Genomic DNA, 22,069 nt, shown 5'->3' on the forward strand with positions numbered 1-22,069 from the left:
CAGGACCCCCGACCTTGGCAGGGACAGAACCCGTGGCGGACACCGGCACCACCGACTGGCAGCTCTCCGGCGACTGGAAGGCCGACCTGCGCGAGCGCGGCTACCGCCTCACGCCGCAGCGACAGCTCGTCCTGGAGGCCGTGGACGTCCTCGACCACGCGACCCCCGACGACATCCTCTGCCACGTCCGCAAGACCGCCAGCGGCATCAACATCTCCACCGTCTACCGGACCCTGGAGCTGCTGGAGGAGCTGGGCCTGGTCTCGCACGCCCACCTCGGCCACGGCGCCCCGACCTACCACCTGGCCGGCCGCCACCACCACCTGCACCTGGTCTGCCGGGACTGCGAGAAGGTCACCGAGACCGGCACCGAGATCGCCCAGCCGCTGATCGACCGGCTGCGCGAGCAGCACGGCTTCGACACCGACCTCAAGCATTTCGCCATCTTCGGCCGCTGCGCCGACTGCGCCGCCGGGCAGGCCGACGACCGGTCGTAAGCTGGCCGGTATGACCGGTGTGAAGAGCCCGCTGCTTGCCCTGCCCGGAGCCGTCCCCGCCGAGGGGGCCGACGAGGGCGTCGCCGCCCACTACGGCGACATCTTCCGCGAGCAACGGAACCTGTCCCGGGGCACCGGCTTCGTCGACCTCTCGCACCGCGGCGTGGTCACCGTCACCGGCGCGGACCGCCTCGCCTGGCTGCACCTGCTGCTCACCCAGCACGTCAGCGGGCTGGAGCCGCAGCACGCCACCGAGGCGCTGGTGCTCTCCCCGAACGGGCACGTCGAGCACGCGCTCTACCTGGTCGACGACGGCACCACCACCTGGGCCCACGTCGAGCCCGGCACTCAGGGCGCGCTGATCGGCTACCTGGAGAGCATGAAGTTCTTCTACCGGGTGGAGGTCGTCGACGCGACCGCCGAGCACGCCGTGGTCCACCTGCCGGCCGGCTCCACCGCCTCCGTCGAGGGCGCCGCCGCCGTCCGCGAACTCCCGTACGGGCGCGACCTGTTCGTGCCGCGCGCCGAGCTGGAGAAGCTCACCGCCGGGTACGGCCCGGCGGCCGGGGTCTGGGCCTACGAGGCGCTGCGGATCGAGGGCCACCGGCCCCGGCTCGGCTTCGAGACCGACCACCGGACCATCCCGCACGAGGTGGACTGGCTGCGCACCGCCGTCCACCTGCAGAAGGGCTGCTACCGCGGCCAGGAGACCGTCGCCCGGGTGCACAACCTGGGCCGCCCGCCGCGCCGGCTGGTCTTCCTGCACCTGGACGGCACCGAGGAGACCCTGCCCCCGCACGGCACCGAGGTGCGGCTGGCCGCCGACCCGGACGGGCGGGCGCTGGGCTTCGTGACCTCCTCGGCGCGGCACCACGAGCTGGGCCCGATCGCGCTGGCGATCGTCAAGCGGAACGTGCCGGTGGACGCGGTGCTGCTGGCCGGGACGGTGCCGGGCACCCAGGACGTGATCGTCCCGCAGTAGCTCAGACCTCGACCAGGACGGTGAACGGGCCGTCGTTCACCAGCGCCACCTGCATGTCGGCGCCGAACCGGCCCGTCTCCACCTTGGCGCCGAGCGCGCGCAGTTGGGCGACCACCTCGTCCACCAGCGGCTCGGCGACCGGCCCGGGGGCGGCGGCGTTCCAGGTGGGGCGGCGGCCCTTGCGGGTGTCGCCGTAGAGGGTGAACTGACTGATCACCAGCAGCGGGCCGCCGATGTCCGAGCAACTCTGCTCCACGCCCTCGCCGCTGACCGGCAGGATCCGCAGCGTCCAGAGCTTGCGGGCCAGTTGGGCCGCCTTGGCCGGGGTGTCCTCGTGGGTCACGCCGACCAGGACGCACAGGCCGGGCCCCTCGATCGCGCCGACGGTCTCTCCGGCCACGGTCACCCGGGCCTCGGTCACTCGCTGCACCACTGCTCGCATGCCGCCATTGTGCCGGAGCGCCGGAGCGCCCCGCCGGGGCCCCGGGGAATCCGGCTCGGCAGGGCCCCGGCTCGGCCGGGCGGGACCCTGGGGCCGGCACCCGAGGGGCGCACATGAGAGGCGCGCACAGGGGTGGCGCACGCCGTGCGGCGCGCGCCTGCGCAGGGTCGGCGCTGCTGTCCGTACGAAAAGGCCCGGTCATATCAGCCACCCCCGTTCGCCAGGGGGCCGTTCGGGTGCACGGGCGGTGCGCGCGCGCCGGGTGGGGTGGCACGCTGGGGGACCGTACGACGGGCCCGGCGCGCCTGAAGGTCCGCCGCACCGGGCCGGGGTTCGGCCGGGTGGTCGAGCGGTAGGTCAGGTGTTCTGGCGGGGTCGCCCCGGCGGGTGGTCCCGATCGGGGAGCGGAACCCCTCGGGGGCCCCCGGGCGTGCCAACGGACGGGACGCGCGAGCCCGTCGGGGGACGGGCCGGGCCGGCGGCAGGGACGGAGTGCCGCGAGCGGGCGGGATCGGACGACGGCAGGTGGGCTGGATGATGGACGCGAGCAGTGCGGCGTGGAGCCGATCCGGGCAGGTGGCGCAGGCCCCCGGGGGCCCCTCCTGGGCGGTCGGCCCGGACGGCGAGCCCGACCTGGAGCACCTGGGCCTGGACCAGCTGCGGATCCTGCGCCGGGAGACCCTGGAGCAGGAGGCCGACCTGTCGTACCTGCGACGGCTGCTGCACGGGCGGATGGACATCCTGCGCGCCGAACTGGACCGGCGCCCCGGCGGCGGCCCGGCCCACCCGGCCCGGGCGGGCGGGGAGGGGAGCGGCGCCCGGGCGGCCGGCGAGGAGCTCGGCGGCGACCTGCTGGACCGGCTGCCGGCCATCCTGACCGACGCGCCCTCCACCGTGCGGCGCTCGGCCCGGCACGTCACCCTCGGCCCGCCGCGCACCCAGGAGTCCCAGCTGGAGGCGGACGCCCTGATGGGCGACGTCCAGCTCGCCGACCTGCCGGCCCATCCGGCCGAGGAGCTGCTGGCCGCCCTGGAGCGGCTGCGCGCGCACGAGCGCGAGGTGTCCGGCCGGCGCCAGCGGCTGCTGCGGACGGCCGACGGTTGCAATGCCGAGATCACCCGCAGGTACCGTGATGGGGAAGCACGGGTCGACGACCTGCTCTCCGAGAGGCCGCTCTGACCGGTCGAGGCGTCGCGGGCGGGTGGGGTCCGGCTTCCTCCCGGCCCACACCCCTGCCTCCGGAAGGCTCCGCGATGTCCCAGTCCGCCAACCCGCCCGTGCTCGCCGAGGTCATACGCTCGGGCTTCACCGAGGGCCGTCACCACGGCTCGCTGGTCCTGCTCGCCGCCGACGGCTCGGTGGAGTTCGCGCTCGGTGACCCCGACGCGCCGGTCTTCCCCCGCTCCACGGCCAAGCCGTTCCAGGCGGTGGCCACCCTGCGGGCCGGGCTGGCGATCGAGGGCGAGCTGCTGGCGCTGGCGGCCTCCAGCCACTCTGCGGAATCGTTTCACCTCGATGGTGTGCGAGCCATCCTCGGCTCGGCCGGCCTCGACGAGTCGGCCCTGCGCACCCCGGCCGACCTCCCGCTGGACGAGACCGAGGCGGAGCTGCTGCTCGCGGCCGGCGGCCGGCGCGCCCCGATCCTGATGGACTGCTCCGGCAAGCACGCCGGCTGGCTGGCCGCCTGCGTCGCCAACGGCTGGGACACCGCGGCCTACCTCGACCCGGCGCACCCGATCCAGGAGCTGGCCCGCGAGGCCCTCGCGGAGGCCACCGGCGAGGCCCCCGCGCACACCGGGGTGGACGGCTGCGGCGCCCCGCTGCTGGCCGTCTCGCTGACCGGCCTGGCCCGCGGCTACCGCAGCCTGCTGCTGGCCGCCGAGGGCACCGCGCAGCGCCGGGTGGCCGACGCCATGCGCGCCCACCCCGAGTACGTGGCCGGCACCCGCCGGGCCGACACCTGGCTGATGCGGGCCGTTCCCGGCGCGCTGTCCAAGATGGGCGCCGAGGCCGTCCAGGTGGTCGCGCTGCCGGGCGGCCGGGCGCTCGCCTTCAAGATCGACGACGGCTCGGAGCGGGCCCGCGGCCCGGTGCTCGCGGCGGCCCTGCGCCGGCTCGGCGTGACCGGCGCGGAGGACACCGTGGAGCGGATCGGCGCGGCCCCGCTGCTCGGCGGCGGCGCCCCGGTCGGGCTGGTCCGGGCGGCGTTCTAGCCGGTGGTCCCCGGCGGCGGTCGCGGCGGCCGTCGGGGTGCGGGCGGACCCGGGGCGGTGCACGGTGGACCGGGGGCCGTCGCACAGCTGAGGGAGTCCGCCATGACCGACCACGTGTACCGGGTGACCGAGATCGTCGGGTCCTCGACCGAGAGCGTCGACGCCGCGATCCGCAACGGGGTGGAACGGGCCTCCCGGACGCTGCGCAACCTCGACTGGTTCGAGGTCGCGCAGGTCCGGGGCCACCTGGAGGACGGCCGGGTCAAGCACTACCAGGTGTGCATCAAGGTCGGCTTCCGGCTGGAGGACTGAGATCGCGGCCGGCGGACCGAGCGGGCCCGATCAGGCCGGGCCCCGCTCGGGCAGCACCGGCGGCACCCCGGTGGTCCTGCGGCCGGCCACCGCGGCCGGCCTGCCGGTCGGCGGCAGCGCCACCGTCCTGGTTCGCCACCGCCGCACGGGAGTTCAGGCCTGATGCCGGGTCGTGAACGCGAGCCGGCCCCGGCGGACGGTTGCTCGCCGGGGCCGGCTCGGTGGTCCCGGCGCCGTTGGCTCGGGGGCTCAGGCGCTCAGCGGGTAGCCGGCGTCCAGGTCGTGGAAGACCGCCCCGTTGAGCACGAAGGCCCGCTTGCACTCCTCGACCACCCGGCGCCGCTCGACCTCGTCCATCGCCGCGCCCGCCGCGTCCAGCTTGGCCCGGTACTCGCGCTTGAAGGCGGCCGGGTTGTCGATCTCCTCGAAGACGTAGAACCGCACGCCGTCGCCCTTGCGCTCGAAGCCCCAGGTCTTCTCGGCGACGCCGCGGATGATCTGGCCGCCGGAGAGGTCGCCCAGGTAGCGGGTGTAGTGGTGGGCCAGGTATCCGGCCGGCCACTCGGCGGCCAGTTCCTCGATCCGGGCGACCAGTGCGGCGGTGGCCGGCAGTGGGGCCAGCCCGTTCCGCCAGTCGGGGCCCCGCAGGTGCGCCAGGTCGCGCTCGACGGCGGCGGTGCGCAGCAGCGCCCGGTCGATGAAGGGCCCGGCCAGCGGGTGTTCCGCGAGCTGCCCGGCCCGGCTCTCCAGGGCCCGGTAGACGTGCCAGAGCTGGCCGGTCAGGTCGGCGTAGGCCTCGATCCCGAGCTGCCCGCCCAGCAGGCGGCTCATGAACGAGGACTGTTCCGCGGCCTCGTGCTCCTCGCTGCTGGCGGTGCGGAGCACCGTGGAGAACGGGGTGGGCTCGGGCGTGGTCATGCAGCCTCCTGGGATCGGGATCCACCCTTGATTTTGGTTAGCCTAACCTAAGGTGATCCTCTTGCCGACAGCCTGTCGGTAAAACCGTACGGCCACCTGCCCCGGAAACGACAGGGGCCGGGGCCCGCGGACGAATCCGCGAACCCCGGCCCAGGCTGTCCCGACCTACCTCGAACTCCCCCGATCGGACGGGGAGCGAACGAGATCGGAACGACGGCTCAGTGGCCGCCCTGCTCCGCGAGGCGCTTGATCGAAGCGGTGACCTCGGCCTCGGCCTCGGCGCGGCCGACCCAGTTGGCGCCCTCGACCGACTTGCCCGGCTCCAGGTCCTTGTAGACCTCGAAGAAGTGCTGGATCTCCAGGCGGTCGAACTCCGACACGTGGTGGATGTCGCGCAGGTGCTCCCAGCGCGGGTCCGTCGCCGGGACGCACAGCAGCTTGTCGTCGCCGCCGGCCTCGTCGGTCATCTGGAACATGCCGATGGCGCGGCACTTGATGAGGCAACCCGGGAAGGTCGGCTCGTCCAGGATGACCAGGGCGTCCAGCGGGTCGCCGTCCTCGCCGAGCGTGCCCTCGACGTAGCCGTAGTCGGCCGGGTAGCGGGTCGAGGTGAAGAGCATCCGGTCGAGCCGCAGCCGGCCGGTCTCGTGGTCGACCTCGTACTTGTTACGAGAGCCCTTCGGGATTTCGATAAGGACGTCGAATTCCAACGGTTCCTCCAAGGTAGGGACTGACAGAATCCAAGTGTCTCCTACGGGAGTGAGTGCTCAGGAAAGGGGCCGGTCGGTGGGGGCTGGGGTGGGGGCGGCGCGCCGTCGCAGGAGGATGGCGGCCGGACTGTTCGGAGCGGCCCTGCTGGTCGCCGGAACGGTGCTGGGGGCGGGCGGTGCGTACGCGCAGCCGTCCCCCACCGCGGGCGGACGCAGCGCGGGGCAGGGCGAGGACGGCAACAGCCAGGGCGACCGGGACGGCCGGGACGGTCAAGGCGACCAGGGGGGCCGGGACGGCCGCAAGGGCGACCAGGGGAAGACCAGGCCCGGTCCGGGTCAGAGCTCCGGCGGGCCCGCCCGCCGAGCCGAGTCGCCCGGTGCCGCGCCTGGTGACAGCGCCGCGCCCGGTGACAGCGCTTCGCCGGGCGCGCGCCCGGTGCCCGGGGCGGGCGCCGTGCTGGCCACCGCCGGCAACGGCCCGGAGGCCGCCGTCCCCACCGCGCAGGGGCTCCAGCAGGCGCTCGCCCCCGCCCTCGCGGACAAGAACCTGGGCACCGTGACGATCGCCGTCGCGGACGCCGCCGACGGCCGGCTCCTGTACGGCTCCGGGGAGAACACCCCGGCCACCCCCGCCTCCACCACCAAGCTGGCCACCTCGGTCGCCGCTCTGTCCCTGATCCCCGCCGACACCCGGCTCACCACCCGGGTGGTGCGCGGCGCGGACCCGGGCAGCATCACCCTGGTCGGTGGCGGCGACCCGACGCTCACCGCGCTGCCCGCCGACCAGGTGCGGATCGGCGGCCAGCCCGCCGACGCCGACACCGCCCCCGCCTCCCTGGAGGCCCTGGCCCGGCAGACCGCCACCGCCCTCAAGGCGGCCGGCACCACCACGGTCAAGCTGGACTACGACCTCTCGCTCTACAGCGGCAACCCGCAGCACAGGAACCCCGACAACCAGAACATCGCCCTGGTCGTCCCGCTGATGGTGGACGAGGCCAAGATCGACCCGAAGAGCAAGGAGGAGGCCCCGGCCCGGGTCGCCGACCCGGCCGCCGCGGCCGCCGCGGCCTTCGCCGCGATGCTCGCCGCCCAGGGCGTCACCGTCGAGGGCAAGGCCAAGCCGGCCGCCGCCCCGGCCGCCGCCGACGCCGCCGTCCTCGGCAAGGTCGACTCACCCACCGTCGCGCGGCTGGTCGAGCGCCTGCTGACCACGTCGGACAACCAGCTCGCCGAGGCGATCGCCCGTCAGGTCGCCCTCGCCGGGCACCAGCCGGCCGGCTTTGCGGGCGCGGCGACCGCCGTCTCCCAGGAGCTGACCAAGCTCGGCGTGCCGATGACCGGTGTGGTCCTCAATGACGGCAGCGGCCTGCACCCGGACAACGAGATCCCGCCCGCCGTGCTGGTCAAGCTGCTCTCGCTGGCCGCCTCCGACCAGCACCCCACCCTGCGGCCGGTCCTCACCGGCCTCCCGGTCGCGGGCTTCACCGGCACCCTCGACAAGCGCTTCGGCTCGGGCTCCGGCGCCGCCGACGCGGCCGGCCTGATCCGCGCCAAGACCGGCACCCTCAGCGGCGTCAACACCCTGGCCGGCACCGTCGTCGACGCCGACGGCCGACTGCTCGCCTTCGCCGTGATGACCCGCACCACCGCCCCCGCCGACTCCGCCCGCGCCGCCATGGACCGCATCGCCGCCCGCCTCACCTCCTGCGGCTGCCACTGACCACCCCGTGCCCGGCCGTGGGCGGCTCGCCTTCGCCGCCGCCGGACCTCCTGCGGCCGCCACCGACCGCCCCGCGCCCCGCCGGTGGCGGCCGGGTTCGAAGGGGTGCGGGGGCGGGCAAGGTAGCTGCGGGAGAGGCGGATCCGGCCGTGCGCCGGACCGGCTGGGTGTTCGCGGCGGGTGGCTGCCGTCGGTGGTGGTGAGCACGTACGGTGAGGTCATGACGAGCGCGAGTGGCGGGGCTGACATGGTCGACTGGAATCTCGCGGTCGCAACCGCGACCAGGTTGGTGCGCCCGGGGCCGGAGGTGAGCCGGGCGGAGGCGGCGGCGGTCGTCGCCGAGCTGCGCCGGCACGCGCTGGAGGCCGAGGAGCACGTACGGGTGTTCACCGGGATGCGGTCCAGCAGCCTGACCGCGGCCGCCGCGACGCCGGTGCTGGTGGTGGACCGTCCGGGCTGGGTGCGGGCGAACGTGGCGGGCTTCCGCACGGTCGTCCAGCCGCTGGTGGAGAAGTTGCAGGCGCGGCGGGCGAACAGCGCGGCGGCGGGCGTCTTCGGGGCGGTGGGGGAGAAGGCCACCGGGATCGAGGTCGGGGCGCTGCTGGCGTTCCTGGCGACGAAGGTGCTGGGCCAGTACGAGACCTTCGCCCCGGCCGAGCCCTCGCTGGAGGCGCCGGACAGCCCGGCGGCGCTGTTCGACAAGCCGCGGCTGGGCCCGGAGAGCCCGGGCCCGGGCCGGCTGCTGCTGGTGGCGCCGAACATCGTGCACGTCGAGCGCGAGCTGGACGTCGACCCGTCCGACTTCCGGCTCTGGGTCTGCCTGCACGAGGAGACGCACCGCACCCAGTTCACCGCGGTGCCGTGGCTGCGTGACCACATCCAGTCCGAGGTGCAGTCCTTCCTGGCGGAGACGGACGTGGACCCGGGCGCGCTGCTGGACCGGCTGCGCGACGCGGCGGGCTCGCTGGGCGCCGGCCTGCCGGGGACGGGCGGCCGGGAGAGCCGGGACGGCGCCCCGGCCGGGAACCTGCTGGAGATCGTCCAGTCGCCCGCGCAGCGCGAGATCCTGGGCCGGCTGACGGCGGTGATGTCGCTGCTGGAGGGCCACGCGGACGTGGTGATGGACGGTGTCGGCCCGGCCGTGGTGCCGACGGTCGCGGAGATCCGGGAGAAGTTCCAGCAGCGCCGCGACCGCGGGGCGAACCGGCTCGACCTGGTGCTGCGCCGGCTGCTCGGGATGGACGCCAAGCTGCGGCAGTACCAGGACGGCGCGGTGTTCGTCCGGGCCGTGGTGGACCAGGTCGGCATGGAGGGCTTCAACCGGGTGTGGACGTCCCCGAACACCCTGCCGACCAAGGACGAGATCCACGACCCGGCCGCCTGGGTCGCCCGGGTCGCCCGCTGAGGAGCCCCGGGGCCCGATCGGGCAATCCCGGCGCGCAGTGGGACCGCCGTCGGTCGGCGGCGGTCAAACCCGCTCGTACGAGTGGTCCAATCGAGCAGAGGGTGGGTGAAGATACGTTTCTCCATTCACCCGAACGTGGGACGGTGGTCGTACCGGTGGCGCGGGTGGCGTAGTGGGTCCCCACTTTCTGCCACCATCTGTGAGCGCCCGGTAACGCGGCGCAATGCAGGCGCGCGGTTCCGGCCGCCCGCCGCAGTCCTGTCCCCTCCGTCGAGGAGTCGTCCGCCGTGGGCCCTCACCCCGCCGTCGCCGCGATACGCCTGGCCGTCCGCCGCACGCTCACCGACCTCGCCGCCGAGGCCGGTACCACCTTCACCGCGCCTGTGCGCGAGCCCCGCGAGCGCCCGGCCGGGGCGCCGCTGGTGGGTGCCGCCGTCGGCACCACCCTGATCGGCAACGCCGCCCGCCACCCCTCCGGGTTGCCCCGCACCCCGGCCGCCCCCGGCTCGCCGCTGGTCCTGGTCGCCGTCAGCGGCGGCGCGGACTCGATGGCGCTGGCCATCGCCGCCGCCTTCGAGGCCCCCAAGATCGGCCTGCGGGTCGGCGCCGTCACCGTCGACCACGGCCTCCAGGCCGACTCCGCCGACCGCGCCGCCCAGGTGGCCGAGCGCCTGCGCTCCCTGGGCCTGGACCCGGTCGAGGCGGTCCCGGTGCTGGTCGGCCGCTCCGGCGGCCCGGAGGCCGCCGCCCGGGACGCCCGCTACGCCGCCCTGGACGAGGCCGCCGAGCGCCACGGCGCGATCGCGGTGCTGCTCGGCCACACCCGGGACGACCAGGCCGAGACGGTGCTGCTGGGCCTGGCCCGCGGCTCCGGCTCCCGGTCGCTGGCCGGGATGCCCGCCCAGAAGGGCCGCTACCGCCGCCCGCTGCTGGAGCTGGACCGGGCGGCCACCCGGCAGGCCTGCTCCGCCCAGGCGATCCCGGTCTGGGACGACCCGCACAACTGTGATCCCGCCTACACCCGCTCCCGGGTCCGCCACGAGGTGCTGCCGGTGCTGGAGAAGCACCTCGGCGGCGGCGTGGTGGAGGCGCTGGCCCGGACGGCCCGGCTGTTCCGCGACGACGCCGACGCCCTCGACCAGTGGGCCTCGTTGGCCGAACGCGACCTCCGTACGGGCGAGGGCGCCCTGGACGCGGTGAAACTGGCCGAGCTGCCGCCCGCCGTGCGGCGCCGGGTGCTGCGCCGGGCCGCGCTGCGCGCGGGCTGCCCGGCGGGGGACCTGTTCGCCCGGCACCTGGAGACGGTGGACCTGCTGGTCACCGGATGGCGCGGCCAGGGGCCGCTGCACCTACCCGGGGGCGTCGAGGCCACCCGCAGGTGTGGCACGCTGGTGTTTCGGCGGCAGGGCGACTGAGGGCGAGGCATGTCCCGGGGGAGCCGGCCGTCGGCCACACAGACCCCGAACGTTTGAGGACGTATCCCCGGTGGACCAGAACGACATGGGCGCTGACCTCGCGAAGGTGCTCATCAGCAAGGACGAGATCGACGCCAAGCTCCAGGAGCTGGCCGAGCGTATCGACCGGGACTACGCAGGCAAGGACCTGCTGATCGTCGGCGTCCTCAAGGGGGCCGTCATGGTCATGGCCGATCTCGCCCGGGCTCTGCACTCGCAGGTCACCATGGACTGGATGGCCGTCTCCTCGTACGGCATGGGCACCAAGTCCTCCGGTGTGGTGCGGATCCTGAAGGACCTGGACACCGACATCGCCGGCCGGGACGTCCTGATCGTCGAGGACATCATCGACTCCGGTCTGACGCTGTCCTGGCTGCTGGGCAACCTGGGCTCGCGCGGCCCGGCCTCCCTGGAGGTCTGCACCCTGCTGCGCAAGCCGGACGCGGCCAAGGTCGAGATCGACGTGAAGTACGTCGGTTTCGACATTCCCAACGAGTTCGTGGTCGGCTACGGCCTGGACTACGCGGAGAAGCTGCGTAACCTCCCCTTCATCGGTACTCTCGCCCCGCACGTCTACGGCGGCTGAGGGCCCGTTCGGGCTACGGGTGGGAACAGTAGGCCGTTCCCGCCCGTTGGACCGTCGGACAATGAACCAAAACCGTGTCGCTGTGCTCCCGCCATGGGTGGGTCCGACTGCGGTACGGTCCAATAAACCGCTCTTCACATGAGCACCGACAGGATGCGCCCTGGCCCTCGGCCACACGGCGCCGTTCAGTGGCAGGAGGGACGGGGCGGCAACGCCCCGCATGGATGGACGTCAAGCGATACTTCCGTGCGCCGATCATGTGGATCGTGTTGGCCGTCCTCGCCGTCATCGTCTTGATGCAGGTCGTTTCGGATTCGAACGGCTACAAGACGGTGGACACCGGCCAGGTGGTCGCGGCGATCGACGCGCACAATGTCAAGTCGGCGCAGATCACCACCGGTGACTCGAACACCATCAAGATCCAGCTGAAGGACGGCGCCACGCTGTCCTCGGCCGGGACGGGCAAGGCCCCGTCCGGCAGCAAGTTCCAAGCCTCGTACATCGGTGACCAGGGCGTCGCGATCGCGGACAAGCTGCAGTCGCAGATGAACGACAAGAGCAGTTCGCTCACCGAGGGCTACACCGTCAGCCCGGAGAAGCAGAGCACCTTCGTCAGCCTGCTGCTGTCGATGCTGCCGATCGTGATCATCGTCCTGGTCTTCCTGTTCCTGATGAACCAGATGCAGGGCGGCGGCTCCCGGGTCATGCAGTTCGGCAAGTCCAAGGCCAAGCTGCTCACCAAGGACACCCCGAAGACCACCTTCGCCGACGTCGCCGGCGCGGACGAGGCGGTCGAGGAGCTCCACGAGATCAAGGAGTTCCTGCAGGAGCCGGCCAAGTTCCAGGCCGTCGGCGCCAAGATCCCCAAGGGCGTGCTGCTCTACGGCCCGCCCGGTACCGGCAAGACCCTGCTGGCGCGTGCCGTCGCGGGCGAGGCCGGGGTGCCGTTCTACTCGATCTCCGGTTCCGACTTCGTCGAGATGTTCGTCGGTGTCGGCGCCAGCCGCGTCCGCGACCTCTTCGAGCAGGCCAAGGCGAACGCCCCGGCGATCATCTTCGTCGACGAGATCGACGCCGTCGGCCGGCACCGCGGCGCGGGCCTCGGCGGTGGCCACGACGAGCGCGAGCAGACCCTCAACCAGCTGCTGGTCGAGATGGACGGCTTCGACGTCAAGGGCGGCGTGATCCTGATCGCGGCGACCAACCGCCCCGACATCCTGGACCCGGCGCTGCTGCGCCCGGGCCGCTTCGACCGCCAGATCGCGGTGGAGCGCCCCGACCTCCAGGGCCGTCTGGACATCCTCAAGGTGCACCAGAAGGGCAAGCCGATCGCGCCCGACGTCGACATGTCGGCCGTCGCCAAGCGCACCCCCGGCTTCACCGGCGCCGACCTGTCGAACGTGCTCAACGAGGCCGCGCTGCTGACCGCCCGCTCGGACAAGAAGCTGATCGACAACGGCATCCTGGACGAGGCGATCGACCGCGTCGTGGCCGGTCCGCAGAAGCGCACGCGGATCATGTCCGACAAGGAGAAGAAGATCACCGCGTACCACGAGGGCGGTCACGCCCTGGTCGCGGCGGCCTGCCAGTACAGCGACCCGGTGCACAAGATCACCATCCTGTCCCGCGGCCGGGCCCTCGGCTACACCATGGTGCTGCCGGAGGAGGACAAGTACTCCACCACCCGCAACGAGATGCTCGACCAGCTGGCCTACATGCTGGGCGGCCGCGCGGCGGAGGAACTGGTCTTCCACGACCCCACCACCGGTGCCTCGAACGACATCGAGAAGGCCACCGCCACGGCGCGGGCCATGGTCACCCAGTACGGCATGACCGAGCGCCTGGGCGCGATCAAGTTCGGCAACGACAACTCGGAGCCGTTCCTGGGCCGCGAGATGGGCCACCAGCGCGACTACTCGGAAGAGGTCGCCGGGCTGGTCGACGAAGAGGTCAAGAAGCTCATCGAGAGCGCGCACAACGAGGCCTGGGAAATCCTGGTCGAGAACCGTGACGTGCTCGACAACCTGGTTCTGGAGCTCCTGGAGAAGGAGACCCTGAACAAGGAGCAGATCGCCGAGATCTTCGCCCCGATCGTCAAGCGCCCGGCCCGGCCGGCCTGGACGGGCTCCGCCCGCCGCACGCCGTCCACCCGGCCGCCGGTGCAGTCGCCGAAGGAGCTGGCGCTCACCAACGGCGCCGCCGCCTCCGACACCGTGCCGGTCGACATCGTGAAGCTCCCGCCGCTGCCGGCCGCCGAGCCGCCGACCGAGAGCTGATCCGGCCTCCGTAGGGAATGGATGCCGCGTCACCAGGGTTTGTACCCTGGAGGCGCGGCATCCGTGCTGTTCAGCCAGAGTCTTCCCACGAGTAAGCGAGGCCCGCATGATCGACCCGGTGACGCTCGACGGTCCGCCCGCCGTCGGTGCCTTCGACCAGAAGCGGGCCGAGAACGCCATCCGCGAGCTGCTGCTCGCCGTCGGGGAGGACCCGGACCGCGAGGGCCTGCTGGAGACGCCGGCCCGGGTCGCGCGGGCCTACAAGGAGATATTCGCGGGCCTGTGGCAGGAGCCCGAGGAGGTCCTGACCACCACCTTCGACCTCGGCCACGACGAGATGGTGCTGGTCAAGGACATCGAGCTGACCTCGGTCTGCGAGCACCACCTGGTGCCGTTCCGCGGCGTGGCGCACGTCGGGTACATCCCGTCCGCCAGCGGCAAGATCACCGGGCTGTCCAAGCTCGCCCGGCTGGTCGACGTCTACGCCCGCCGCCCCCAGGTGCAGGAACGGTTGACCAGCCAGGTCGCCGACGCGCTGATGCGGATCCTGGAGCCGCGCGGGGCGATCGTCGTGGTCGAGTGCGAGCACATGTGCATGTCGATGCGCGGCATCCGCAAGCCCGGCGCCAAGACCATCACCTCCTGCGTCCGCGGCCAGTTGCGTGACCCGGCCACCCGGGCTGAGGCGATGAGTCTCATCATCGGCCGGTAAGACCGGTAGGAGGGGCGTCGGCCGGCAGGGCTGCGCTCCGGCGACGACTCAGGGCACCTCGGGCTCCGCGTGCGGCGGAGCCGGGGTGCCCAGTGCGTTGCGGCGCTCCGGCATCCGCAGCGTCACCATCCGGCGCCAGCCGAAGGCCCGGTCGTACAGGTAGAGCGCGTGCACCCCGAGGGTGACCACGGCCAGCTGCCAGCGCGGCCAGCGCAGGATCCGGGCCATCCGGGCGGTGACGGCCAGCGCGACGTCCCGGTGGGTGCGGATCTCGCCGCGGGCGCTGGTCTCCAGGGCGTGCCGGACGTACGGGCCGTGGCCCTCGGCGCTCAGCCGCAGCAGCTCCTCATGGCAGTACGCGAGGTGGTTGTCCTCGTCGGCGGAGATCATCCGCATTGCCCGGCCCAGCTCGGGGTTGTCCCGGTACACCCGGACCAACTGGCGCATCTGCTCGGCGGCGCGCTGCTCGGTGACCCGGCTGTGCGCGAGGTAGGTGATGATCTCGCGGTCGGTCAGCGGGGCGTCGCCGTTCAGCCGCTCGTGGGAGAGGCCGACGCCCTGGCGCTCCAGCAGCATGCAGTAGTCGGCCTCGTCGGGGACGGGCACCCTGGGCAGGCCGCGCTTGTGCAGCAGCTGGTTGAAGATCCGGCCGTGCTTGCGCTCGTCCGCGCCGTGCCGGGCGATCTTCGGGGCGAGCACCGGATCCCGGGTGAGGGCGGTGATCCGCTCGTTCTCCCAGCCGCCCTGGTCCTCCCCGTCGGCCGCGATGCTGCAGAACAGCTGGTACGCCTGGTCGTTCCGGTAGATCTCGTCGAAGAGCGATCTGGTGCTCAGCAAGGTGCCTCCTGCGCGGATCCGGGGCGGCGGCCGCCCGGGGCCGGACGGGCGGTCGCGATACGTCCCCCCGAAGCGCCGGCCGGGCGGGCCGAACGGCGGGTAGTCACCCGCACGCGCTAGCCGAGGTGGGAGCCCAGCCATTCGAGCGAGGCGGGCAGCTCCCTGGTCCAGCTGTCGAAGTTGTGCCCGCCGTCGTCCAGGTACAGCGACTCCACCTTGAACTGCGGGTTGGCGGCCGCGACCTGGGTGGCCTGGTCGACGAACTGGACGGTCTGGGGGTAGTCCCCCTCCTTGCGGGTGGAGACCACCAGCAGGTTGAGCGGCGGGGCCGGGAGGTTCTGCAGCCGCCAGCCGAGGTCGTGCTGCTGGGCGAGGGCCTTGTCGCCGCTGAAGAGGTCGCCGCCGGTGTACTGGTCCTGGCGCACCGAGAAGTCGCCGTGCAGGCCCGCCGCGCTGCCGTAGACGTTCGGGAAGCGCATCGACAGGCGCATCGCGCAGCTGCCGCCGGTGGAGTAGCCGATCAGGCCCCAGGAGCCGGCCGCCCGCCCGAGCCGGTAGGTGCTGTGCAGGGCTTCGGGCAGGTCCTTGACGAACCAGGTCTCGGTGCGGGGCCCGCCGGGGACGTCCACGCACTCGGTGTCCCGGGACGGGTTGACCGCCGGGCGGGCCAGCACCAGGACGGTCGGCGGCATCTTGCCGGAGTGCTGCAGCTCGATCGCGGTCTGCAGCAGCGGCAGCTCCTTCATCAGGTTCAGGGTGGTGCCCGGGTAGCCGGCGATGGCCACCACGGTCGGGAAGCGGACCAGGGCGAACTTCGGGTCGAAGTACTCGGGCGGCAGGTAGACGAACATCTGGTCGGAGAAACCGGTCTCCTTGCCGTTGACCCGGACCGACTCGATCTTGCCGACCTCCTCGGGCGTGCCCTTCGGCAGGTTGCCGACGCCCTCCAGGCCCCCCTCGTTGGTCGGCTGGACCAGCTGGTCGGAGACCGGGGTGCCGTTGTGGTTCTCGTTGCCGGCCAGCGCGAGCTTGGCGCCGCCGGGGTTGAGCAGGTCGTCCCAGGAGGTGTAGAACCCGAAGGAGTTGTTCACCGACAGCGCCAGCACCGCGAGGATCGAGACTTGAACGACTGTCAGCAGGCCGATCCGGCCGAGCACCGGCAGCGGGCGCTGCCGCGCCAGCCGGGGCCAGATCCACAAGGTGGTGACCAGGGCCACCGCTCCGAGTGCGAGCAGCGAGTTCACCAGCACGTCGCTGGTCAGTTCCATGCGGTCGGCCTTCCGGTGGGACACTGTCGGTGCAGGCTTCATCGTCTGGCGGGGCGTCAGACCGGGCCACCGCAGCTAGGCTGTCCGGACGCCTCGGCGGGGTCGGGAGGGCGGGGGGAGGCCCAGGGCAACCGGCGCCCTAGAATGCGGCGTCCACCGTACGTAACGCGTACCGGAGGGTCCTGCGCCGCCACGCGGCGGCGGGCCCACGGCTCCCACCCCCGGCTCAACCCGCAGCGCGCCCACGGCACCGGATTACCGTCCGTTTCCGGATCCTTGGTATGCGCATTGCCTGATGAAGGAATAGGCATGAAGGTCCATCACACGTGCTCCCCCGGAGTGAACGGACACCGCACCGCAGCCTCTACGCTGAGCTTCCATGAGCGTTCCCGTGTCCGTTGAGCCGAGCCCCGAGCAGCCGCCGCGCCGTCGGCGCGGTCTGCAGACGCTGCGCAACCAGGCGGCCGCCGTCCCGAGGGCCTGGCTCCCCGGCGCGGTCGGCTACGCCTGTCTGCTGATCGGGCTGGTGGACATCGCGAGCGCGGTGTTCCCCAAGCTCCGGCACACCAAGATGCACACCTTCGCCGGGCAGCTGCCGGGCGGCACCACCAGCCTGGCCGCGGTCGGCACGCTGATGGTCGGCATCCTGCTGGTGCCGCTGGCGCACGCGCTGCGCCGGCGCAAGCGGCGGGCCTGGCGGGCGGTCTGCGTGCTGCTGCCGCTCAGTGCCGCGCTGCACATCGCGCGCTGGCACCAGATCGGCCCGGCGGTCGTCTCGCTGGCGGTCCTCGCCGTGATGCTGGTGCACCAGCGCGAGTTCTACGCCAAGGCCGACCCGCGCACCCGCTGGGGCGCGGTCGTCAACCTGGTCGTCATGGGCACCCTCAGCGTGCTCCTCGGCCTGCTGATCGTGAGCACCCGCACCAGGTACGAGTTCGGCCACCCCGGTCTGTCCGAGCGGCTGCAGCACGTCGGGTACGGCCTGTTCGGCTTCGAGGGCCCCGTCCGCTACAGCAACGCGCGGATGTCCGACCTGGTCGCCTACCTGCTCGGCGGCCTCGGCCTGCTGACCGCCTTCACCACCGCCTACCTGGCCCTGCGCCCGGGCAAGCCGAAGCCGGAGCTCACCGCCGAGGACGAGGAGAAGGTCCGCGAGCTGCTCAAGCGGCACGGCGAGCGCGACTCGCTCGGCTACTTCGCGCTGCGCCGCGACAAGAGCGTGCTGTTCTCGCCCACCGGCAAGGCCGCGATCTCCTACCGGGTGGTCTCCGGCGTGATGCTCGCCTCCGGCGACCCGGTCGGCGACGTCGAGGCCTGGCCGGGCGCGATCAAGGTGTTCATGGCCGAGGCCCGCGAGCACGCCTGGGTGCCCGCCGTGATGGGCTGCAGCGAGGTCGGCGGCGAGGTCTGGACCCGCGAGGCGGGCCTGGACGCGCTGGAGCTGGGCGACGAGGCGATCGTCGACACCAGCACCTTCTCGCTCGCCGGCCGGGCCATGCGCAACGTGCGCCAGATGGTCAAGCGGATCGAGCGCAACGGCTACTCCTGCAAGGTGCGCCGGGTCTCCGACCTCACCGTCGAGGAGAAGTACCGGATCGCCGACGCCGCCGCCCGCTGGCGCGGCACCGACACCGAGCGCGGCTTCTCGATGGCCCTGGGCCGCTTCGGCGACCCGCTGGACGACGACTGCGTGGTGGTCACCGCCCACAAGGCCCCGGAGGAGGGGGAGAGCGGCGACGACCTGAAGGCCGTGCTGCACTTCGTGCCCTGGGGGCCGGACGGCATCTCGCTGGAGCTGATGCGCCGCGACCGCGCCGCCGACCCGGGCCTGAACGAGCTGCTGATCGTCGCCGCGCTGCAGGAGGTGGGGGCCCTGGGCATCCGCCGGGTGTCGCTCAACTTCGCGATGTTCCGCTCGGCGCTGGCCCGCGGCGAGCGGATCGGTGCCGGCCCGGTGCTGCGCGCCTGGCGCGGACTGCTGGTGTTCCTGTCGCGCTGGTTCCAGATCGAGTCGCTGTACAAGTTCAACGCCAAGTTCCAGCCCGAGTGGGAGCCGCGCTTCCTGGTCTTCCCGAACACCCGGGACCTGCCGCGGATCGGCTTCGCCGCGATGCAGGCGGAGGCCTTCATCACCCTCGGGATGCCGCGCTTCGGCCGCAGGCGCCAGCGCGAGGGCCTGATGCCCGTCCCGTCGACCCGCGGGGTCGGCGAGGCCGCCTGAGGCACCTCGCACCGTCCGGGGCCCCCGCCGAGAATCCTCGGCGGGGGCCCCGTTCGATAATGGGGGCATGAGCGATTCGCCGTCCTTCTCCCTGCCGGCCGGACTGCCGCGGCTCGGCCGCTGCGCCGTGATGGGCGTGGTCAACGTCACGCCCGACTCCTTCTCGGACGGCGGGCTGTGGCTCGACCCCGCCAGGGCGATCGCTCACGGGCTGGCCCTGCGGGCCCGCGGCGCGGACCTGGTGGACGTCGGCGGCGAGTCCACCCGGCCCGGCTCGGTGCGGGTGCCCGAGGAGGAGGAGCTGCGCCGGGTGCTGCCGGTGGTGCGCGAGCTGGCCGACGCCGGGGTGATGGTGTCGGTCGACACCATGCGGGCCTCGGTCGCCGAGCGGGCCGTCGAGGCCGGCGCCGCGATCGTCAACGACGTCTCCGGGGGCCTCGCCGACCCGGCGATGGCCCGGGTGGTCGCCGAGACCGGCGCGCCCTTCGTGGTGATGCACTGGCGCGGGCAGTCCGCCGACATGGACCGGCTGGCCGTCTACCAGGACGTCGTGCGGGACGTGGTCGCCGAGCTGACCGGGCGGATGGAGGCGCTGCTGGCCGCCGGGGTCAAGGAGGACCAGTTGGTCCTCGACCCGGGGCTCGGCTTCGCCAAGACCCCCGAGCACAACTGGGCGCTGCTCGGCCGGCTGGACGCGCTCACCGCGCTCGGCCGTCCCGTCCTCGTCGCGGCTTCGCGCAAGCGGTTCCTGGGTACGCTGCTCGCCGACCCGGAAACCGGGGACCTGCGCCCGGCCCGCGAGCGGGACGACGCGACCGCCGCGGTCTCGGTGCTGTCGGCCCAGGCCGGAGCCTGGGCGGTACGGGTGCACGACGTGTCCGGTACGGCGGACGCCGTCCGCGTGGTCGCGGCCTGGCAGCGCGCGGCGCGGCTGGGGTGAGGGAGGGTCTGTGACAGGTGACGGCAGGTTGAGCGGCGGGACGGCCGGGAAGGCCCGGGAAGTGGACCTGGAGGCGGTGCTCGCGGCGAACCGGGCGTTCTACGAGGCGCTGGAGCGCGGGGACGTCGAGGCGGTCGAGGAGGCCTGGCTGGGGCCGGAGCACGCCGACGACAAGGGCGGCGTGGTCTGCGTGCACCCCGGCTGGCCGGTGCTGCGCGGGCGGGCGCAGGTGACCCGCTCGTACATGCTGATCATGATGAACACGGAGTACATCCAGTTCTTCCTGACCGATGTCGAGGCCGAGGTCCACGGAGATGTGGCCCTTGTCACGTGCACCGAGAACATCCTCTCCGGCGGTGAGGCGGAGGAGGAGGGGGAACTCGGGCCGCTGGTCGGCGGAAAGGTCGTGTCGAGCAATCTGTTCCGTCGCACCCCGGCGGGGTGGAAACTCTGGTCCCACCACGGTTCACCCGTTCTGACCAGCGGGGACGAGGACGACGAGGACTGATTCCGGGGGCTTCGGGAAATCTGCGCGGGTCGGTTGCCGGGGAATTTCCGGGTGGTCACCGAACGTTCACGTCAATCGCCATTCCGGTGCGCGTGGCGACGGTTCGTGCCGGGTAGGACGGTCAGGCGTTGTCCGCGCTCGCGGGTAGATTCGAAACGGAGCGGCGGGTGTGCTGCCCGCCTTCGCCCTGCCCGTCCATGCCTTTCCCGGGTGGGGCCCGTCCGACTGGGAGCAGTGATTCGTTTGCTGGACCGCGTCACCCTGCGGGGGCTGCGAGCCCGGGGCCACCACGGCGTCTTCGAGCGTGAGCGCGTCGAGGGCCAGACCTTCGTGGTCGATCTCGTGCTGTACCTGGACACCCGCCCCGCCGCGTCCGGAGACGACCTCACCCGCACGGCGCACTACGGCATCGTGGCCGAGGAGGTCACCGCGATCATCGCCGGGGAGCCGGTCGACCTGATCGAGACCCTGGCGCAGCGGATCGCCGACCAGTGCCTGAAGCACGACGCGGTCGAGGAGGTCGAGGTCACCGTGCACAAGCCGGACGCCCCGATCACCGTGCCGTTCGACGACGTGACCGTGACCATCCACCGGGGCCGCGCATGACCCCCACCGCGCGCCTGGTTTCCGATGCAGAGGGATTTCTTCGATGAACAGCAGTGACCCGATCGCCGAGCCGAACGCGTTCGACCTGGAGAGCCGGGTGGACTCCGCCGACACCACGCTGCACAGCCAGCGCTGTGCGGTGATCGCGCTCGGCAGCAACCTGGGCAACCGGCTGGACACCCTGCAGGGTGCCGTCGACGCGCTCGCCGACACTCCCGGGCTGAAGATCAAGGCCGTCTCGGCGATCTACGAGACCGAGGCCGTCGGCGGCCCGGAGGAGCAGCCCAACTACTACAACGCGGTCGTGGTGCTGCGCACCACGCTGCCCCCGCGGGACCTGCTGGAGCGCGGCAACGCGATCGAGGACGCCTTCGGGAGGGTCCGGGAGGTCCGCTGGGGTGCGCGCACCCTGGACGTCGACATCCTGGCCTACGAGGGCGTGGTCAGCGAGGACCCGCAGCTGCTGCTGCCGCACCCGCGCTCGCACGAGCGGGCCTTCGTGCTCGCCCCCTGGCTGGACGCCCAGCCGGAGGCCGAGGTGCCCGGGCACGGGCAGGTCGGCGCGCTGCTGGAGGCGCTCGGCGGCCCGGACGCGCAGGGCGTGAAGCGGCGCGAGGACATCCGGCTGACGCTGCCGGAGTAGCACCGGGCAGGACCGGGCAGGACCGGCGGGCGGCCGGGTCGCCCGGATCCACCGGGTCGGCCGGGAACTCGGCCACCGGGCCCGGTCGTACGAGTGGATGCCCGCCCGTCCGGTCCCGGTACGGTGGCCTGACGCCGCCGTCCCGGGCCACCGGGCGGGCGGTCGGCTCTGGCACCCCGGGAAGGACCACCTCCGAGTGAAGCTGCTTCGCCTCCGTCTGCTGATCGGCATCACCGCCGCGACGACGGCGCTGTCCTGGGCCGGTTCCAAGCTGTGGGCGTCCCTGGACACGCTGCCGGCCGTGCCGGCGGCGGCTCCCGTGGTGCTGGCGGCGGTGGCGGTGATCCTGCTGGCGACCGCGCTCTCGCTGCGGTCCCGGCTCAAGGCGGTGCGCGAGCGGCAGCCCGGCGCGAAGCGGGTCGACCCGCTGCTGGCGGCCCGGGCGGTGGTGCTCGGACAGGCCAGCGCGCTGGTCTCCTCGGTGGTCACCGGCATCTACGCCGGGGCCGGGATCTACCTGCTCGGCGAACTGGACGTGTCGGCCCGCAAGGACCAGGCCGTCACCGCCGGGCTCTCGGTGCTGGCGGGGGCCGCGGTGATCGCGGCGGCGCTCTGGCTGCAGCACGTGTGCAAGCTGCCGGAGAACCACGACGATCCGAGCGGTCCGGCGGCCTCGCCCCGCTGACGGAACGGCCGGTTCCCGACGGACCTCGCTGAGCAGGGCCTTTTTCGTGATCTTGAGTGAAAAGCCGGGCACGTGCGGTAAAAACTGCGCACTGTCAAGGGCGGAAGGGGACCCTGGGCTGACACGGCCCCAAT

Annotated in this window: 22 protein-coding genes; 17 read left to right on the forward strand and 5 right to left on the reverse strand. The window is 72.9% G+C overall.

Annotation, left to right across the window (positions count from 1 at the left end):
- Nucleotides 1-32: 32 nt before the first annotated feature.
- Nucleotides 33-497, forward strand: coding sequence for a Fur family transcriptional regulator (locus tag ACZ3YL_RS37450; RefSeq protein ID WP_188306252.1), 465 nt, complete (start codon nucleotides 33-35; stop codon nucleotides 495-497).
- 19 nt (nucleotides 498-516) lie between these two features.
- Nucleotides 517-1,479, forward strand: coding sequence for a CAF17-like 4Fe-4S cluster assembly/insertion protein YgfZ (gene ygfZ / locus ACZ3YL_RS37455; RefSeq protein ID WP_188306256.1), 963 nt, complete (start codon nucleotides 517-519; stop codon nucleotides 1,477-1,479).
- Nucleotide 1,480: 1 nt separating this feature from the next.
- On the opposite strand, the gene dtd is transcribed toward ygfZ, so the two are convergent.
- Nucleotides 1,481-1,921: a D-aminoacyl-tRNA deacylase gene (gene dtd / locus ACZ3YL_RS37460; RefSeq protein WP_188306253.1), complete on the reverse strand. Its 441-nt coding sequence runs from the start codon at nucleotides 1,919-1,921 to the stop codon at nucleotides 1,481-1,483.
- Nucleotides 1,922-2,455: 534 nt separating this feature from the next.
- Between dtd and ACZ3YL_RS37465 the strand changes: the two genes are divergently transcribed.
- The 3 genes from ACZ3YL_RS37465 (at nucleotide 2,456) to ACZ3YL_RS37475 (ending at nucleotide 4,446) form a co-directional block, all read left to right on the forward strand.
- On the forward strand, nucleotides 2,456-3,100 hold the full coding sequence (locus ACZ3YL_RS37465; protein WP_223242618.1) for an RsiG family protein: 645 nt from the start codon (nucleotides 2,456-2,458) through the stop codon (nucleotides 3,098-3,100).
- A gap of 74 nt (nucleotides 3,101-3,174) precedes the next feature.
- Nucleotides 3,175-4,134, forward strand: a complete 960-nt coding sequence (locus ACZ3YL_RS37470; RefSeq protein WP_465661953.1) for an asparaginase — start codon at nucleotides 3,175-3,177, stop codon at nucleotides 4,132-4,134.
- Between the two features lie 102 nt (nucleotides 4,135-4,236).
- A complete protein-coding gene (locus ACZ3YL_RS37475; RefSeq protein WP_188309670.1) occupies nucleotides 4,237-4,446 on the forward strand; it encodes a dodecin in 210 nt (69 codons plus the stop codon).
- Between the two features lie 249 nt (nucleotides 4,447-4,695).
- Here the strand turns inward: ACZ3YL_RS37475 and ACZ3YL_RS37480 are convergent, their stop codons facing one another.
- Nucleotides 4,696-5,364, reverse strand: coding sequence for a biliverdin-producing heme oxygenase (locus tag ACZ3YL_RS37480; protein ID WP_465661956.1), 669 nt, complete (start codon nucleotides 5,362-5,364; stop codon nucleotides 4,696-4,698).
- Nucleotides 5,365-5,582: 218 nt separating this feature from the next.
- Entirely contained in the window at nucleotides 5,583-6,074 is a 492-nt protein-coding gene (locus ACZ3YL_RS37485) for an inorganic diphosphatase (protein ID WP_030244505.1), read from the reverse strand.
- 115 nt (nucleotides 6,075-6,189) lie between these two features.
- Here ACZ3YL_RS37485 and dacB point away from each other — a divergent pair, with 115 nt between their 5' ends.
- From dacB to folE, 6 genes are all read left to right on the forward strand, one after another.
- Nucleotides 6,190-7,794, forward strand: a complete 1,605-nt coding sequence (dacB, locus tag ACZ3YL_RS37490; RefSeq protein ID WP_465661958.1) for a D-alanyl-D-alanine carboxypeptidase/D-alanyl-D-alanine endopeptidase — start codon at nucleotides 6,190-6,192, stop codon at nucleotides 7,792-7,794.
- Between the two features lie 220 nt (nucleotides 7,795-8,014).
- Nucleotides 8,015-9,199 (forward strand): zinc-dependent metalloprotease, encoded by a 1,185-nt coding sequence (locus ACZ3YL_RS37495; RefSeq protein ID WP_188309667.1) that lies wholly within the window; start codon nucleotides 8,015-8,017, stop codon nucleotides 9,197-9,199.
- Between the two features lie 287 nt (nucleotides 9,200-9,486).
- Nucleotides 9,487-10,614 carry a tRNA lysidine(34) synthetase TilS gene (tilS, locus tag ACZ3YL_RS37500; protein ID WP_188309666.1) on the forward strand — a complete coding sequence of 376 codons (1,128 nt, stop codon included), beginning with the start codon at nucleotides 9,487-9,489 and terminating at the stop codon, nucleotides 10,612-10,614.
- A 70-nt stretch (nucleotides 10,615-10,684) separates the two neighbouring features.
- The gene (hpt, locus tag ACZ3YL_RS37505; protein ID WP_045692298.1) at nucleotides 10,685-11,239 is read left to right on the forward strand and encodes a hypoxanthine phosphoribosyltransferase; all 555 of its coding nucleotides are present in this window, start codon (nucleotides 10,685-10,687) and stop codon (nucleotides 11,237-11,239) included.
- A 224-nt stretch (nucleotides 11,240-11,463) separates the two neighbouring features.
- Entirely contained in the window at nucleotides 11,464-13,515 is a 2,052-nt protein-coding gene (ftsH, locus tag ACZ3YL_RS37510) for an ATP-dependent zinc metalloprotease FtsH (RefSeq protein ID WP_188309665.1), read from the forward strand.
- A gap of 106 nt (nucleotides 13,516-13,621) precedes the next feature.
- Nucleotides 13,622-14,227: a GTP cyclohydrolase I FolE gene (gene folE, locus ACZ3YL_RS37515; protein ID WP_188309664.1), complete on the forward strand. Its 606-nt coding sequence runs from the start codon at nucleotides 13,622-13,624 to the stop codon at nucleotides 14,225-14,227.
- A gap of 48 nt (nucleotides 14,228-14,275) precedes the next feature.
- Here folE and ACZ3YL_RS37520 read toward each other — a convergent pair whose 3' ends face one another.
- Together ACZ3YL_RS37520 and ACZ3YL_RS37525 are read right to left on the reverse strand one after the other, a co-directional pair.
- The gene (locus ACZ3YL_RS37520; RefSeq protein ID WP_188309663.1) at nucleotides 14,276-15,064 is read right to left on the reverse strand and encodes a ferritin-like domain-containing protein; all 789 of its coding nucleotides are present in this window, start codon (nucleotides 15,062-15,064) and stop codon (nucleotides 14,276-14,278) included.
- 116 nt (nucleotides 15,065-15,180) lie between these two features.
- A complete protein-coding gene (locus ACZ3YL_RS37525) occupies nucleotides 15,181-16,332 on the reverse strand; it encodes an alpha/beta hydrolase (RefSeq protein ID WP_465661963.1) in 1,152 nt (383 codons plus the stop codon).
- 379 nt (nucleotides 16,333-16,711) lie between these two features.
- Here ACZ3YL_RS37525 and ACZ3YL_RS37530 point away from each other — a divergent pair, with 379 nt between their 5' ends.
- From ACZ3YL_RS37530 to ACZ3YL_RS37555, 6 genes are all read left to right on the forward strand, one after another.
- On the forward strand, nucleotides 16,712-18,553 hold the full coding sequence (locus tag ACZ3YL_RS37530) for a phosphatidylglycerol lysyltransferase domain-containing protein (protein WP_188309661.1): 1,842 nt from the start codon (nucleotides 16,712-16,714) through the stop codon (nucleotides 18,551-18,553).
- Nucleotides 18,554-18,620: 67 nt separating this feature from the next.
- Entirely contained in the window at nucleotides 18,621-19,493 is an 873-nt protein-coding gene (gene folP, locus ACZ3YL_RS37535; protein WP_188309660.1) for a dihydropteroate synthase, read from the forward strand.
- A 28-nt stretch (nucleotides 19,494-19,521) separates the two neighbouring features.
- Nucleotides 19,522-20,001 carry a nuclear transport factor 2 family protein gene (locus tag ACZ3YL_RS37540; RefSeq protein WP_188309659.1) on the forward strand — a complete coding sequence of 160 codons (480 nt, stop codon included), beginning with the start codon at nucleotides 19,522-19,524 and terminating at the stop codon, nucleotides 19,999-20,001.
- 246 nt (nucleotides 20,002-20,247) lie between these two features.
- On the forward strand, nucleotides 20,248-20,607 hold the full coding sequence (folB, locus tag ACZ3YL_RS37545) for a dihydroneopterin aldolase (protein ID WP_030288941.1): 360 nt from the start codon (nucleotides 20,248-20,250) through the stop codon (nucleotides 20,605-20,607).
- A 43-nt stretch (nucleotides 20,608-20,650) separates the two neighbouring features.
- Nucleotides 20,651-21,250: a 2-amino-4-hydroxy-6-hydroxymethyldihydropteridine diphosphokinase gene (gene folK, locus ACZ3YL_RS37550; RefSeq protein ID WP_188309658.1), complete on the forward strand. Its 600-nt coding sequence runs from the start codon at nucleotides 20,651-20,653 to the stop codon at nucleotides 21,248-21,250.
- Nucleotides 21,251-21,446: 196 nt separating this feature from the next.
- Nucleotides 21,447-21,935 carry a DUF3180 domain-containing protein gene (locus ACZ3YL_RS37555; RefSeq protein WP_188309657.1) on the forward strand — a complete coding sequence of 163 codons (489 nt, stop codon included), beginning with the start codon at nucleotides 21,447-21,449 and terminating at the stop codon, nucleotides 21,933-21,935.
- Nucleotides 21,936-22,069: the final 134 nt, after the last annotated feature.

It is taken from the genome of Kitasatospora sp. NPDC023176 (assembly GCF_055560495.1).